Source organism: Fulvimonas soli (genome assembly GCF_003148905.1).
In the GTDB taxonomy this organism is placed as follows: domain Bacteria; phylum Pseudomonadota; class Gammaproteobacteria; order Xanthomonadales; family Rhodanobacteraceae; genus Fulvimonas; species Fulvimonas soli.
The window spans coordinates 156033-171241 of record NZ_QGHC01000001.1; the positions used below are offsets into that span (position 1 = coordinate 156033).

Consider the following 15209-nt stretch of genomic DNA (forward strand, 5'->3'; position numbering starts at 1 on the left):
CCATGGCCGAAAGTCCGCTTGCCGTCGAAGCGCTTGCGAGCGATAGCTTGATAACCTCTGACGAATACCCTGCAGGTTATGGATATTCAAGGGAAAAGTGCTTGCAATCCCAAGGGCGCTGGGGTTCAATGCGGCGCCATGGGCGGATCGCTGACACGGTGGGGCATCCTGGGACTCGCGGCGCTGGCGGCGGCCACGCCGCTGCGCGCGCCGCAGGCGGCCGAGGTCAAGGCCGCGCGGGTCTGGGCCGGCCCGGAATACACCCGCGTCGTGTTCGACCTGTCCGGCCCGCTGGACTACAAGCTGAGCCGCCAGGGCGACCGCGTCGTGCTCGAGCTGGCGTCCAGCCGGCTGGCCGGCGCCTTCGGCGCGCCGGCGGCGACCGGGTTGTTCAAGGGCCTGAGCAGCGCCCGCGCCGGCGGCGCGCTGCGCCTGGCGGCCCAGGCCGCGCCCGACAGCCGCCCCAGGAGCTTCCTGCTCAAGCCGGCCGGCGACTACGGCTACCGGCTGGTGCTGGACCTGTACCCCGGCAAGGCCTCCGCGCCGCCGCCGGCGCGGGCCGCCGGAAGCGCGGCGGCCACGGCCGACGCCAGCGCCCCCGACGCGGTGAAGGACGATCCGGCGCCGGTGATGGCGGCCCTGCGCAGCGCGCGCAACGGCACGCTGACCACGCGCCAGGCCGCGCTGCTGCTGAAGGGCGACCGCAAGGTGGTGGTGGCGATCGACGCCGGCCACGGCGGCGAGGACCCCGGCGCGCACGGCCCCGGCGGCACGCTGGAGAAGAACGTCACCCTGGCGGTGGCGCGCGCGCTGGCCGCCGAGATCAACAAGCAGCCCGGCATGCAGGCCGTGCTGACCCGCGACGGCGACTACTTCATCCCGCTCAAGCGGCGCTACCAGATCGCCCGCGAGAAGAACGCGGACATGTTCGTGTCGATCCACGCCGACGCCTTCACCAGCGGCGACGCGCGCGGCTCGTCGGTATGGGTGCTGTCGCCGCGCGGCAAGACCTCGGAGGCGGCGCGCTGGCTGGCCGACCGCGAGAACAGCGCGGACCTGATCGGCGGCGTGTCGCTGGACGACAAGGACGACAGCCTCGCCGCCGTGCTGCTGGACATGCAGCAGGGCTACGCGATGCAGGCCAGCGAGGCGATCGCCGGCAACGTGCTGCGCGCGCTGGGCCAGCTCGGCCCCACCCACCGCGGCTACGTGGAGCGCGCCAACTTCGTGGTGCTGCGCTCGCCCGACGTGCCCTCGATCCTGGTCGAGACGGCGTTCATCAGCAATCCGGCGGAGGAGCGCAAGCTGCGCGACCCCGCGCACCAGAGGGAGCTGGCGCAGGCGGTGATGGGCGGCGTGCGCAGCTATTTCGAGTCCACGCCGCCGCCGGGCACCTGGTTCGCCGCGCAGGCGGCGCGCCGCAGCGGCCTGCTGGCCGTCGCCGACGCGGCGCGCGACGACGACCGCGCCGCGCCGGCCGGCACGGCGCCGGACAGGCCGTCGAGGCCGGCCAGGCAGACCGGCGCGGTCGCCTCGGCGTCCGCCGCTTCCCGCGCCGACGACGGCGTGCGCGACCTGCACCGCGTCGGCCGGGGCGAGAGCCTGCGCAGCATCGCGCGGCAGTACGGCGTGAGCGTCGGCGCGCTGAAGAACGCCAACAACATGCAGAACGACACCGTGCGCGTGGGCGCGGTGCTGGCCATCCCGGCCGGCTAGCATCAAGGTTCCGTTCCGGCCGGCCCCTCGTCTGCCTGCCGGCGCCTTCTCCCGGAGGGAGAAGGGTTCACTGGCAAACGCATCGCCCCTGGCACCCCTCTCCCCTCGGGAGAGGGGTGAGGGTGCGATCCGGCGCGCTTCCGGCCCTTTGCGCACCTTTTGCGCCGCCCGGTCCGAACGACGCCTCGCTTTCGCCGCCCGCCGCCCTCGCTTAAGCTTCGCGGATGCCTGCCATCCGCGTGCTCCCTCCCGACCTCGTCAACCAGATCGCCGCCGGCGAAGTGATCGAGCGGCCGTCCTCGGTGGTGAAGGAGCTGGTGGAGAACAGCCTGGACGCCGGCGCCGGCCGCATCGAGGTGGACATCGAGCAGGGCGGCGCGCGGCTGATCCGCGTGCGCGACGACGGCGGCGGCATCCCGCCCGAGCAGCTGCCGCTGGCGGTGGCCTCGCACGCCACCAGCAAGATCGGCAGCTTCGACGACCTGGAGCGCGTGGCCAGCATGGGCTTCCGCGGCGAGGCGCTGGCCTCGGTGTCGTCGGTGGCGCGCTTCGCGCTCACCTCGCGCACGGCGGGCAGCGACGCCGCGTTCCGCATCGAGGTGGACGGCGGCAAGGTGCAGGCCGCGCGGCCCGCGCAGCACCCGCCGGGCACCAGCGTGGAGGTGCGCGACCTGTTCTACAACGTGCCGGCGCGGCGGAAGTTCCTGCGCGCCGAGCGCACCGAGTTCGCGCACATCGACGACCTCCTGAAGTCGCTGGCGCTGGCGCGCGGCGACGTGGAGTTCCGCCTCAGCCACAACGGCCGGCCGGTGCGCGTGTGGAAGGCCGCGCGCGACGAGCAGGCCGCGCTGGCGCGCGTGGCCGAGGTGCTGGGCGAGGATTTCCCCGCGCAGAGCCTGCGCATCGAGCAGGCCGCGGCGGGCCTGCGGCTGTCCGGCTGGGTGGGCCTGCCCACCGCCTCGCGCGCGCAGGCCGACGCGCAGTACTTCTACGTCAACGGCCGCCTGGTGCGCGACCGCGTGGTGGCGCACGCGGTGCGCCAGGCCTACGCCGACGTGCTGTTCCACGGCCGTCACCCGGCCTTCGTGCTGTACCTGGAGCTCGACCCGGCCGGGGTGGACGTGAACGTGCATCCGGCCAAGCACGAGGTGCGCTTCCGCGAGCAGCGGCTGGTGCACGACTTCCTGTTCCGCAGCCTGCACGAGGCGCTGGCGCAGACGCGCGCGGGGCAGGTGTCCTCGCAGGCGCAGCTGGACGAGGGCGCGCTGCGCATGGCGGTGGCCTCGGCGCCGGTGGCGTCCCCGTCCGCGCCGGCCGCTTCCGCGCGGCCGTGGCCGCAGGCGGCCAGCCAGAGCCGCCTCGCGCTCGGCGTGCGCGACGAGCCGCTGGCGGACTACGCCGCGCTGCTTGGCGAGCCGCCCGCGCCGTTCTCCGCCGCTTCGCCCGCGCCGCTGCCGGAAGCGGCACCGGGCGAGCCGCCGCCGCTGGGCTTCGCCATCGCCCAGCTCAAGGGCATCTACATCCTCGCCGAGAATGCGCACGGCCTGGTGCTGGTGGACATGCACGCGGCGCACGAGCGCATCACCTACGAGAAGCTCAAGGCCGGCCGCGCGTGCAGCAACCTGCGCTCGCAGATGCTGCTGGTGCCGCTCAGCCTCGCGGTGAGCGCGAAGGAGGCCGCCGCCGCCGAGGAGCATGCCGAGGCGCTGGCCGAGTGGGGCCTGGAGCTGTCGCGCAGCGGCCCGTCCTCGGTGGTGGTGCGGCGCATCCCCGCGCTGCTGGAGGGCGCCGACGTCGGCCAGCTCGCGCGCGACGTGCTGGCGGAGCTGGCCCAGCACGGCAGCTCGCGCCGCCTGCAGGAACTGGAGAACGAGCTGCTCTCCACCATGGCCTGCCACGGCTCGGTGCGCGCCGGCCGCCGGCTCGGCGTGCCGGAGATGAACGCGCTGCTGCGCGAGATGGAGGCCACCGAGCGTTCCGGCCAGTGCAACCACGGCCGCCCGACCTGGACGCAGCTGAGCCTGGCCGAGCTGGACCGGCTGTTCCTGCGCGGCCGCTGAGCCCTTGCCGTCATTCCTCCGGCGCAGACCGAATCCAGTCGCGGTTGCGTCCGCCATGGCTCCGTTCCGCCCCTGCCTTGTCGTCTTGCCGCGAAAATCCAGCGGGATCGCCACTGGATTCCGGCCTGCGCCGGAATGACGGCGGGGAAGCCGCGCGGCCGGGCGTGCATATGCTTATGCCCATGCGCCGTTTGCCCTGGCGGCGAATGGACGTCCATACTGCCATTTCCGAATCCATCGCCGGGGCGGCCATGCAGCGTACTATCATCCTCGCTTTCGCCCTCAGCCTTGGAGTCGCCGCCGTGCATGCCCAGTCGTCCGGACCCACCGCCGCCGAGATCGTCCAGCAGGCGCACGACTGGCAGCGGCAGCGCCTGGCCCGGCTCACCGCGCCCGACGGCTGGCTCAGCCTGATCGGGCTGGAATGGCTGGCGCCGGGCGACAACCGCGTGGGCAGCGCCGCCGACAACGACATCGTGCTCAAGGCCGGCCCCGCGCACCTGGGCGTGGTGACGCTGGCGCAGGACGGCGGCGTGCGCATCGCGCTGGCGCCCAACAGCGGCGCCACCATCGACGGCAAGCCGCTGCGCGAGGCCGAGCTGGTCGACGACGCGAAGGCGGGCGCGCACGGGCCGACCACGGTGGCCTTCGGCAGCGCCAGCTTCTACGTGATCGACCGCGACGGCCGCAGGGCGCTGCGCGTCAAGGATGCCAACGCGCAGACACGCACGCACTTCTTGGGCCTGGACTACTACCCGGTCGACCCGTCCTGGCGCATCGAGGCCGACTGGGTGCCGTTCAAGCCCGCGCACAAGCTGGAGATCGGCAACGTGCTGGGCAGCATCGACGCGGTGGACGTGCCGGGCAAGGCGGTGTTCCGCCGCGACGGCCGGACCTTCGAGCTGCTGCCCTACCAGGAGGAGCCGGGCGGCGAGCTGTTCTTCGTGCTGGCCGACCGCACCTCCGGCAAGGAGACCTACGGCGCCGCGCGCTTCCTCTACGCCGCGCTGCCGGCCGGCGGCATCGACCAGCCGGGCAAGGTGGTGCTGGACTTCAACCGCGCCTACAACCCGCCGTGCGCCTTCACCCCGTTCGCCACCTGCCCGCTGGCGCCGCCGGAGAACCGGCTGGACATCGCCATCACCGCCGGAGAGAAGAAGTACCGTGGCTCGCACTACTGAGCGCCTCGCGCTCGCCGCGCTGCTGCTCGGTGCCGTCGCCGTCCACGCGGCCGACGCGCCGGCCGACTACGCGCGGCAGGTCGCCAAGGCCCGCGCCGAACGGGTGGAGCGCCTGCGGGCGCCCGACGGCTACCTGGCGCTGACCGCCTCCGGCTGGCTGGAACCGGGCGACAACAGCGTGGGCAGCGCGGCCGACAACCGTTTCCAGGTGCCGGACGCGCCGGCGCACCTGGGCGTGCTGCACCTGGGGGCCGATGGCGCCGTCGAGCTGCGGCTGGCCGGGACGCGCGGCATCACCGTCGACGGCAAACCGGCAGCGGACGCGACCGTGCCGCTGCGCACGCAGGGCGCGGACGAAAAGCAGAAGCCGACTCGCGTGGGCTTCGGCGCCAGCTATCTCTACGTGGTGCAGAACGGCGACAAGCGCGGCCTGCGCGCGAAGAACAACGACGCGCCGCTGCGCACGCACTTCCCCGGTTTCGACTATTTCCCGGTCGACCCGTCCTGGCGCATCGAGGCGCGCTGGGTGCCATCCAGGCCGCAGGAGCACCTGCGCATTGCCTACGTCACCGGCACCGAGGCGGACGTGCCGGTACCCGGCAAGGCGGTGTTCGAGCGCGACGGGCAGACCTACGAGCTGCGTCCCATCGAGGAGGACGGCCGCCTGTTCTTCATCTTCGGCGACCGCACCGCCGGCAGGCTCACCTACGGCGGCGCGCGCTTCCTCTACGCGGGCGCGCCGAAGGACGGCAAGGTGCTGCTCGACTTCAACCTGGCCGAGAACCCGCCGTGCGCGATCACACCGCACGTGGTGTGCCCGCTGGCGCCGCCGGAGAACCGGCTGAAGCTGGCGGTGACCGCGGGCGAGCTGAAGTTCAGCGGCGGCGGGCACTGAGCGCCGCCGCCGCGCGGCGTCAGCGGCCCTTGAACGCCGCCTTGCGCTTCTCCAGGAACGCGCCGGTGCCCTCGCGCATGTCCTCGGTGGCGAACATCAGGGCGAAGCCCTGCGTCTCGAACTCCAGGCCCTGGTCCAGCGGCGTCTCGCCGCCCTGCAGCACCGCGTCGAGGATGCCGGCGGCGGCCAGCGGCGCGGCGGCGGCGAGCTGGTCGGCCAGCGCGTCCACCGTCTCGTCCAGCGCCTCCGCCGCCACCACGCGGTTGACGATGCCCAGCTCGTAGGCGCGCTGCGCCGTGACCGGCGCGCCGGTCAGGCACAGCTCCAGCGCCGCGCCGCGTCCGGCCAGGCGCAGCAGGCGCTGGGTGCCGCCGAAGCCGGGGATCAGGCCGAGGTTGATTTCCGGCTGGCCGAACCTGGCCTTCTCGCTGGCCACGCGCAGGTGGCAGGCCATCGCCAGCTCCATGCCGCCGCCCAGCGCGAAGCCCTGCACGCGCGCGACCACCGGCTTGCCGAGTCGCTCGATGCTCGTCATCAGCCGCTGCCCGGCGCGCGAGAAGCCCTGCGCCTGCGCCGGCGTGTAGCCGTGCATCTCGGCGATGTCGGCGCCGGCCACGAAGGCCTTGTCGCCCGCGCCGGCCAGCACCACCGCGCGCACCGCGTCGTCCTGCGCGGCCTGCGCGAAGGCGATGCCCAGCTCGTTGAGGGTGTCGCGGTTGAGCGCGTTGAGCTTGTCGGGGCGGTTCACGGTGATCGTGCGCACCGCGCCGCGGTTGCCGATCTCGAGGTTGCGATAGGCCATGGGAACTCCTTGAGCTGGCGAAGCCCGAGATGGTAGCAGCGGGAACCTTTGCCGCCCGCGGGGTTCTCAGAAGCGTCGCCGCGCGACGCTGCACGACCGGCGCAAACCGCACTAGGATGCACGGGTTGCGCCCGCTCAATCCGGAGGAACGGCATGACTCGACTGCGCTGGTTGGCTTGCGGACTGCTCACGCTGGCGGGGGCCGCGCAGGCGCAGAGCGGCGGCGCGGCGGTGCCCGCCGCGGCCACCGCGGCGAAGCTGGACAAGCACAAGCTGTCCTACGCGATCGGCTACCAGATCGGCAGCCAGTTCGCCGGCGGCGAGCCGGACGTGGACCTGGCCACCATGCAGAAGGCGATGCAGGACGCCTACGACAAGCGCCCGCCCGGCGTGCCGATCCAGGACATGCGCGACCAGCTGCGCGCGCTCGACGAGATGATGCACGCCAAGGCGGTGGCCGAGTTCCGGCGCATCGCCGCGGCCAACGCCAAGCGCAGCGCCGACTACCTGCAGAAGAACGCCAGGCAGCCGGGCGTGGTGCAGCTGCCTTCGGGCATCCAGTACGCGGTGATCAAGAAGGGCGACGGCAAGGCCAGCCCCACCGTGGCCAGCACGGTCACGGTCAACTACCGCGGCATGCTGGTGGACGGCACCGAGTTCGACAGCTCCTGGGCGCACGGCGCGCCGGTGAACTACCCGGTCAGCCGGATGATCCCCGGCTGGCAGGACGTGATCCCGCGCATGCACGTGGGCGACCGCTGGAAGGTGGTGATCCCGCCGCAGCTGGCCTACGGCGAGCGCGGCGAGCTGCCGCGCATCGGCCCGAACGAGGCGCTGGTGTTCGACATCGAGCTGCTCGACATCAAGTGACGCGGGCGCTGCCGGCGACGCCCGCCATCGGCTAGCATGGCGGGGATGTCCGACGCAGCGCCAGCCCCAGCCGTTCCTCCGCTCACCCCGTGCATCGGCGTCTGCCGGCTGGACCCCCGCGGCTACTGCATCGGCTGCCTGCGCAGCGGCGAGGAGATCGCCCGCTGGCGCGGCATGGACGACGCCGAGCGGCGGCGCTACATGGCCGAGATCCTGCCCGCGCGGCGGAGGGCGCGGTGAACGCCCCGCTGCTGGACGCGCTGCAGGGCGCGCTGCGCCCGCTCGCCGACCCGCCGCAGGGACCGGGCTGGAACCACGCGGAGATGGCCGAGTTGCTCGGCGACGCGCCGCGCCGCCCGGCCGCCGTGCTGCTCGGCCTGCGCGAGGGCGTGCAGCCGCGGCTGGTGCTCACGGTGCGCAACGACAGCCTGCAGTCGCACGCCGGCCAGGTCGCCTTTCCCGGCGGGCGCAGCGACCCGGACGACGCCGACGCGGTGGCCACCGCGCTGCGCGAGAGCGAGGAGGAGATCGGCCTGGCGCGCCACTGGGTGACCCCGCTGGGCTTCCTCGACCGCTTCGAGACGATCAGCGGCTACACCGTCACGCCGGTGGTGGCGCGCGTGGCCGCGAGCGCGCTGCTGCGGCCCGCGCCGGCCGAGGTGGCGGAGGTGTTCGAGGTGCCGCTGGAGTTCTTCCTGGAGCCGGCCAACCTGCGCCGCTACACGATGGAATTCCGCGGGCACCGCCGCCCGATGGTCGAGTTCGTCCACGGCGGCCACCGCATCTGGGGCGCCACCGCGGCGATGCTGCTGAACCTGCTGACGAGGATGGGCCGCGCATGAAGACCTGCGACACGCTGATCGCCGCCGCCGAGCTGGCCGCGCTGCCGGCCGGGAAAGTGCTGGTCGTCGACTGCCGCCACGAGCTGGCCGATCCGGGCAAGGGCCGGCACGACTACCTGGCCGGGCACATCCCCGGCGCGGTGTTCGCCGACCTGGACACGGACCTCGCCGATCTCTCCCGCGTCGCCGCGGGCCTGGGCCGGCACCCGCTGCCTTCGGCGGCGACGTTCAGCGCCGCGCTGGGCCGCTGGGGCTGGCGGCCCGGCCTGCAGGTGGTGGGCTACGACGCCGCCGGCGGCGCGCTGGCCGCGGCACGGCTGTGGTGGCTGCTGCGCCTGTGCGGCGTGCGCGAGGCGGCGGTGCTCGACGGCGGCCTCGCCGCGTGGCAGGCCGCCGGGCTGCCGCTGGAGACGGCGGTGCCCGTGCGCGCGCCCACCCGGGTGGCGCTCGACTACGACCCGCGGCAGGTGATCCTCGACTCCGCCGCGCTCGCGGCCGTGCCGCTGCTGCTGGACGCGCGCGCCGCGCCGCGCTACCGCGGCGAGGTGGAGCCGATCGACCGCGCCGCCGGCCACGTGCCGGGCGCGCGCAACCGCCCGTACACCGAGAATCTCGGCGCGGACGGCCGCTTCAAGCCCGCCGCGGCGCTGCGCGAGGAGTTCGGGCGCCTGCTCGCCGGCCGCGCGCCGGCCGAGGTCGTGCACATGTGCGGCTCGGGCGTCACCGCCTGCCACAACCTGCTGGCGATGGAGCACGCCGGGCTCGTCGGCTCGCGGCTGTACGCGCCCTCGTGGAGCGGCTGGGTCAGCGACCCGTCGCGGCCGGTGGCGACCGGCGAAGGCTGAACTGCCCCCCTCTCCCTCCGGAGGGGCTAGGGGTGAGGGTGCGGCCGGAGCGCGACACCCATCCCTGTCGGCAAGCCGCCATTCCCCGCTCTGCGCGAACCCTCGCCCGCCTGCCGGCACCCTCTCCCGGAGGGAGGCATTCCCGAGGGACAGGGGCGAGGCGCCGAGCACGCTGCTGCGAGCCCGCCACTGGAAGCATGGCTCCGCAAGTCTCCCGGCAAGCACTGCTCACCCCGGCTTCTTGCCCTTCAGCCGCTCCACCAGCTGCGCCAGCACCGCCTGCGCCTCCGGCTGGAAGAACGCCTCGACGAAGTCGTCCAGCGGCAGCGCGTCGGGATCGCGCCAGGCGGCGGACAGGTCGGCGCGCGCGGTCCGCCGGGTCGTGAGCATGGCCTGCGGCGGTAGCGCCAGCAGCTCGCGCAGCCAGTGCAGCGCGCGGACCGTCACCTGCTCGACGGCGGCGAGCTCGTCGACGAAGCCGCAGGCCAGCGCCTCGGCCGATTCGATCATCGCGCCGGCCACCAGCAGCCGCTCCGCGCGGTAGGTGCCGACCAGGCGGCGCAGCGCGTGCTGGATGCAGTCGGGCACGATCAGGCCCACCTGCACCTCGTTGAGGCCGATGCGGTAGGGCCCCTCGGCCATCACGCGGTAGTCGCAGAACAGCGCCAGCACGGCGCCGCCGGCCGGGCTGTGGCCGGTCACCGCGGCGACCACCGGCACCGGCGAGCAGGCCAGCGTGGAGGCGGTGTGGAAGAACGCGCGCCAGAACGCGCGCACGCCGTCGCGGTCGCGCCCGAGCAGGGCCGGCACGTCCACGCCGGCGGAGAACATGCCCGGCGCGCCGGACAGCACGATGCCGCGCGCCCCGCCGGCCGGCGCCTGCGCCACCGCCTCGCGCAGCGCGGCCAGCAGGTCCTGGTTCAGCGCGTTGACCGGCGGCCGCGCCAGCCGGATTTCTACGATGTCGCCGTCGTGGGGAAAGATGTCGAGCATGCGGGCTCCGTCACTGGGGTTGCTGGTCCGCCGTCCACGCATAGCGGACGGCGTAGTCGAGGGTGGCCTTGCCGCCGGCCGGCACCGGGACGCGGAACTCCAGCGTGTCGGGCGTCTGCCGCTCCGGCCTGGCCGAGGACGACAGCAGCGTCCATTGCCGCCAGCGGTCCGGGTGCACGCGCACCGTCACCGTGCGCGCCGCCTCGCCGGCGTTGCTCAGCGTGACGCGGAAGGCCTCGTCCATGCTGCGGCCCTGGCGGTCCAGCTTGAACGCGGTGCGCTCGCGCGCGGCGCGCAGGTCGAACACGGTGCCGAGCGCGAGCGTGGCGCGGCCGCCCCTGGGCGTGTCGTCCAGGCGTCCCTCGCCGATGAACTGCGGCGCGCCGCCGCCGGCGGCGAGCACGCGCAGGGTGCCGGCCGGCAGGCTGTCGAAGGCGTCGAAGGCCAGCGTGCCGGTGACGCTTTCGTTGCTTTCCGGGCCGCCGAAGTCCGGCGCGACGACCGGCCGCGGCGGCGACCAGGCGTTGCCCGCCTCGTACAGCGCGGTGCGCTCGCAGTCGAGCGTGCGCGGCGCGTACAGCGGCACCTGGGTCAGGCTGCCGTCGGCCAGGTCGACCGCGCCGGGCAGGGTATAGCTGCGGTAGTCGTCGAGCTGGGCCTGGCGCGGCAGCGCGGGCGCGGCGGCGACGGCGAAGGACTGCGCCTTCAGCATCGGCCGCGGCCCGCCGCCGCTGTCGATGCGCGGCGCGCCCGCCACCAGGGTGAGCCCGACGCTGCGCCAGTCGCGGCCGCTGCGGTTGGCGATGCTGGCCTGCGCGGCGAACCGCATGCGGCAGGCCGGTCCCGGTTCCAGCGTCGCGGTGTACGCCGCGCGCCAGCCGAGGCCGGCGGTCGGGTAGCCCAGCACCGCGTCGGCGGCGCCGGCGCGCGCGGCGTCGACCTGCAGCTCCAGCCGCGAGCCGGTGGCGATGCCGGCGCGGGTGCGCAGCGCGGCGTAGTTGCGCACCACGCTGGTGGTGCCGTCGCCGCCGCGCACCAGCAGGCCGTCGTCGGCGCGCAGCAGGGTGCCGCCGGCGATCAGCTGGCCGTTGTCGCCGACGATCTCGACCGGCTGCCCGACCAGCCCGGCGAGCGCGGCGGTGGACGACTGGCCCAGCGCCTGCACGCGCTTGGACAGCACCGTCGCGCGCTCGCCGAGGTCCAGCGCCAGCGCCTCGCCGTCGACGAAGGCGGGCAGGTCGTCCACGTGCAGGGTCTGCGCGCCGGCCTTGAGGTCGAGGCGCCTGGATTCGCGCACCACGGCGTAGCCGCTCTGCAGGGGCGCGTTGTCGGCGCCGGCGAACAGCGCGGCGTCGTCGCTGCGGTACACCGTCAGCTCGGTCCTTGCCGCGGCGAAGGCCGCGGGGGCGAGGCCCAGGCCGCAGGCGAGGGCGAGGATGCGCGTTCGGGACGGTCTCATGGCGTTCTCCTTGCGATGGCCGTTCGATTCTTGCGCATCCTGCATGAAGCCGCGGCATCCGTGCGCGACCCGCGTCGCGTTCAGTCCGCCGGCGCGGCGGCGTCGCGGATCGCCTGCGGCAGCGGCACCGGGCGGCCGCTGGCCGGGTCCATCCACACCATCACCACGCGGCCGTCGCTGTACAGGCGGTCGGCGTGCCCGGCGTCGACGATGCGGTGGCCGATGGTCATCGAGCTGTTGCCCATCCGCTCGCAGAACAGCTCCACCTTCAGCTGCGCCGGCCATTCGATCGGCCGCCGGTAGTTGACCTCGCTGGCCGCCATCACCGGCATCGCGTGCTCGTCGAACCACGGGCCGGGCACGTGGCTCAGCCACTGCAGCCGCGCTTCCTCGAGGTAGGTGAGGTAGGTGGAGTTGTTGACGTGGTTGAACGCGTCCAGGTCGCGCCAGCGCACGCTGATCGCGGCCGTGTGCAGCGGCAGCGGCGCGGACGCCGCAGTGGCGCCGGCGGCGGCTTCGGTGGCGGTCCTGGCGGCGGACTTGCGCGGCTTGCGGCCGCCGGCGGTGCTGGAGTTCATGCCTGTTTCTTCTTCTTGCCCTTGGCGGCGGCCTTGCCTCCGCCGTTCTTCGCCTTCGCCGCGCGGGCGGGCTTGAGGTGGGGGGCGAGGAAGCGCCCGGTGTGCGAGCCCGGCGTGGCGGCCACCGTCTCCGGCGTGCCGGACACCAGGATGCGCCCGCCGCCCGCGCCGCCCTCGGGGCCGAGGTCGACGATCCAGTCGGCGGTCTTGATCACGTCGAGGTTGTGCTCGATCACCACCACGGTGTTGCCCTGGTCCACCAGCTGGTGCAGCACGTCGAGCAGCTGCTCGATGTCGTGGAAGTGCAGGCCGGTGGTGGGCTCGTCGAGGATGTACAGGGTGCGGCCGGTCTCCCGCTTGGACAGCTCCTTGGACAGCTTCACGCGCTGCGCCTCGCCGCCGGACAGGGTGGTCGCGCTCTGGCCGAGCTTGATGTAGTCCAGGCCCACCGCGCGCAGGGTGTCGAGCTTGCGCGCGATGGTGGGCACGTTCTCGAACAGCCTGAGCGCGTCCTCCACCGTCATGTCCAGCACGTCGGCGATGGTGTGGCCCTTGTAGTGGATCTCCAGCGTCTCGCGGTTGTAGCGCTTGCCGTGGCAGGCGTCGCAGGGCACGTACACGTCGGGGAGGAAGTGCATCTCCACCTTGATCATGCCGTCGCCCTCGCAGGCCTCGCAGCGGCCGCCGCGCACGTTGAAGCTGAAGCGGCCCGGCGTGTAGCCGCGCGCGCGCGCCTCCGGCACCTGCGCGAACAGCTCGCGCAGCGGGGTGAACAGCCCGGTGTAGGTGGCCGGGTTGGAGCGCGGCGTGCGGCCGATCGGCGACTGGTCGATGTCCACCACCTTGTCGAACAGCTCCAGCCCCTCGACCGACTGGTACGGCGCCGGCTGCGCGCTGGCGCCGTTGAGCTCGGCGGCGGCGAGGCGGAACAGGGTGTCGTTGACCAGGGTGGACTTGCCCGAGCCGGACACGCCGGTGACGCAGGTGAACAGCCCGGCGGGGATCGCCAGGTCCACGTGCCTGAGGTTGTTGCCGCTGGCGCCCTTGAGCCTGAGCCAGAGCTGCGGGTCGGGCTGGCGGCGCCGCTCGGGCACCTCGATGGCGCGCGCGCCGGAGAGGTACTGGCCGGTCAGCGAGCGCGGGGTGGCGAGGATGTCCCGCAGCGAGCCCTGCGCCACCACCTCGCCGCCGTGCACGCCGGCGCCGGGGCCGATGTCGAGGATGTGGTCGGCGGCGCGGATCGCGTCCTCGTCGTGCTCGACCACGATCACCGTGTTGCCGAGGTCGCGCAGGCGGGTGAGCGTGCCCAGCAGGCGCTCGTTGTCGCGCTGGTGCAGGCCGATCGAGGGCTCGTCCAGCACGTACATCACGCCGACCAGGCCGGCGCCGATCTGGCTGGCCAGGCGGATGCGCTGCGCCTCGCCGCCGGAGAGCGTGTCGGCCTGGCGGTCCAGGGTGAGGTAGTTGAGGCCCACGTCGTTGAGGAAGGTGAGGCGCTCGCGGATCTCCTTGACGACCTTCGCGGCGATCTCGCCGCGCCAGCCGGCGAGCCTGAGGTCCTCGAAGAAGGCCAGCGCGTCGTCGATCGAGCGGCGGGTCAGCGCGGGCAGCGACTGCTCGGCCACGAACACGTTGCGCGCCGAGCGGTTCAGGCGCTGGCCCTCGCACTCGGGGCAGGGATGGTCGCTGATGTACTTGGCCAGCTCCTCGCGCACCGCGGGCGACTCGGTTTCCTTGTAGCGCCGCTCCAGGTTGGGCAGGATGCCCTCGAAGGGGTGCTCGCGGGTGACCCGGCCGCCGCGCTCGGTGAGGTAGCGGAAGGCGATGCGCTCCCTGCCGCTGCCGTACAGGATCGCCTGCTGGGTGGCCTTGGGCAGGTCCTGCCAGCGCGCGTCCACGTCGAAGCCGTAGTGCGCGGCCAGCGACTGCAGCATCTGGAAGTAGTGCGGGTTGCGCCGGTCCCAGCCGCGGATCGCGCCGCCGGCCAGCGACAGTTCCGGGTGGCCGACCACGCGCGCGGGGTCGAACACCTGGGTCACGCCCAGGCCGTCGCAGGCCGGGCAGGCGCCGATCGGCGAGTTGAAGGAGAACAGGCGCGGCTCCAGCTCGGGCAGCGAGTAGTCGCACACCGGGCAGGAGTAGCGCGAGGAGAACAGCTGCTGCTTCGCCGAAGGGTCGTCCATGTCGGCCAGCAGCACCAGGCCGTCGCCCAGGCGCAGCGCGGTCTCGAACGACTCGGCCAGGCGCTGCTTGATGTCCTCGCGCGGGCGGAAGCGGTCCACCACCACCTCGATGGTGTGCTTGATGCGCAGGCCCAGCGGCGGCACCGCGTCCAGGTCGTGCACCTGGCCGTCCACGCGGGCGCGCACGAAGCCCTGCGCGCGCAGCTGCTCGAACACCTGCACGTGCTCGCCCTTGCGCTCGCGCACCACCGGGGCGAGCAGCATGTAGCGCCGCTCCGGGTCGAGCGCGAGGGTGGCGTCCACCATCTGGCTCACCGTCTGCGCCTCCAGCGGGATGCCGTGGTCGGGGCAGCGCGGCGTGCCCACGCGGGCGTACAGCAGGCGCAGGTAGTCGTACACCTCGGTGATCGTGCCCACGGTGGAGCGCGGGTTGTGCGAGGTGGACTTCTGCTCGATCGAGATCGCCGGCGACAGGCCCTCGATGTGGTCGACGTCGGGCTTCTCCATCATCGACAGGAACTGCCGCGCGTAGGCCGACAGCGACTCGACGTAGCGCCGCTGCCCCTCCGCGTAGATGGTGTCGAAGGCCAGCGAGGACTTGCCCGAGCCGGACAGGCCGGTGATCACGATCAGGCGATCGCGCGGCAGGTCCAGGTCGATGTTCTTGAGATTGTGCGTGCGGGCGCCGCGGATGCGAATGGTGTCCATCGCGTGGGGATATGGGGGTGGATTCCACACTATACCAACCTGGACAGGTCAGTTATTGCCGCTTCAGCGGAAAAGTT

General features: G+C 73.4%; 11 protein-coding genes and 1 pseudogene. 7 read left to right on the forward strand and 5 right to left on the reverse strand.

The genetic code is table 11. The annotated features are described in order from the left end of the window. Positions 1–138: 138 nt before the first annotated feature. The 4 genes from C7456_RS00705 (at position 139) to C7456_RS00720 (ending at position 5852) form a co-directional block, all read left to right on the forward strand. Positions 139–1716: an N-acetylmuramoyl-L-alanine amidase gene (locus tag C7456_RS00705; protein WP_109721856.1), complete on the forward strand. Its 1578-nt coding sequence runs from the start codon at positions 139–141 to the stop codon at positions 1714–1716. Positions 1717–1940: 224 nt separating this feature from the next. Next, positions 1941–3776 carry a DNA mismatch repair endonuclease MutL gene (gene mutL / locus C7456_RS00710; protein ID WP_109721857.1) on the forward strand — a complete coding sequence of 612 codons (1836 nt, stop codon included), beginning with the start codon at positions 1941–1943 and terminating at the stop codon, positions 3774–3776. Between the two features lie 251 nt (positions 3777–4027). Continuing rightward, entirely contained in the window at positions 4028–4957 is a 930-nt protein-coding gene (locus C7456_RS00715) for a DUF1684 domain-containing protein (RefSeq protein WP_109721858.1), read from the forward strand. Next, on the forward strand, positions 4941–5852 hold the full coding sequence (locus C7456_RS00720) for a DUF1684 domain-containing protein (protein WP_109721859.1): 912 nt from the start codon (positions 4941–4943) through the stop codon (positions 5850–5852). The genes C7456_RS00715 and C7456_RS00720 overlap by 17 nt, the downstream gene beginning before the upstream one ends. Before the next feature lie 19 nt (positions 5853–5871). Here C7456_RS00720 and C7456_RS00725 read toward each other — a convergent pair whose 3' ends face one another. Then, complete coding sequence (locus tag C7456_RS00725) at positions 5872–6654, reverse strand: enoyl-CoA hydratase/isomerase family protein (protein ID WP_109721860.1); 783 nt, start codon at positions 6652–6654, stop codon at positions 5872–5874. Positions 6655–6807: 153 nt separating this feature from the next. Here C7456_RS00725 and bamJ point away from each other — a divergent pair, with 153 nt between their 5' ends. The 3 genes and pseudogenes from bamJ to C7456_RS00745 all read left to right on the forward strand — a co-directional run bounded on the left by bamJ (position 6808) and on the right by C7456_RS00745 (position 9211). Continuing rightward, on the forward strand, positions 6808–7524 hold the full coding sequence (gene bamJ / locus C7456_RS00730; RefSeq protein ID WP_109721861.1) for a BamJ family beta-barrel-assembly machinery protein: 717 nt from the start codon (positions 6808–6810) through the stop codon (positions 7522–7524). 45 nt (positions 7525–7569) lie between these two features. Beyond that, positions 7570–8366, forward strand: a pseudogene (locus tag C7456_RS00740) (NUDIX hydrolase). Further along, the gene (locus C7456_RS00745; RefSeq protein WP_109721863.1) at positions 8363–9211 is read left to right on the forward strand and encodes a sulfurtransferase; all 849 of its coding nucleotides are present in this window, start codon (positions 8363–8365) and stop codon (positions 9209–9211) included. Before C7456_RS00740 ends, C7456_RS00745 begins: the two are co-directional and overlap by 4 nt. Positions 9212–9439: 228 nt before the next feature. Here the strand turns inward: C7456_RS00745 and C7456_RS00750 are convergent, their stop codons facing one another. From C7456_RS00750 to uvrA, 4 genes are all read right to left on the reverse strand, one after another. Further along, a complete protein-coding gene (locus C7456_RS00750) occupies positions 9440–10204 on the reverse strand; it encodes an enoyl-CoA hydratase/isomerase family protein (RefSeq protein ID WP_109721864.1) in 765 nt (254 codons plus the stop codon). A 10-nt stretch (positions 10205–10214) separates the two neighbouring features. After that, positions 10215–11663, reverse strand: coding sequence for a DUF4139 domain-containing protein (locus tag C7456_RS00755; protein WP_109722107.1), 1449 nt, complete (start codon positions 11661–11663; stop codon positions 10215–10217). A gap of 80 nt (positions 11664–11743) precedes the next feature. Then, a complete protein-coding gene (locus C7456_RS00760) occupies positions 11744–12241 on the reverse strand; it encodes an acyl-CoA thioesterase (protein ID WP_109721865.1) in 498 nt (165 codons plus the stop codon). Continuing rightward, positions 12238–15132: an excinuclease ABC subunit UvrA gene (gene uvrA / locus C7456_RS00765; protein WP_109721866.1), complete on the reverse strand. Its 2895-nt coding sequence runs from the start codon at positions 15130–15132 to the stop codon at positions 12238–12240. The genes C7456_RS00760 and uvrA overlap by 4 nt, the downstream gene beginning before the upstream one ends. Positions 15133–15209: the final 77 nt, after the last annotated feature.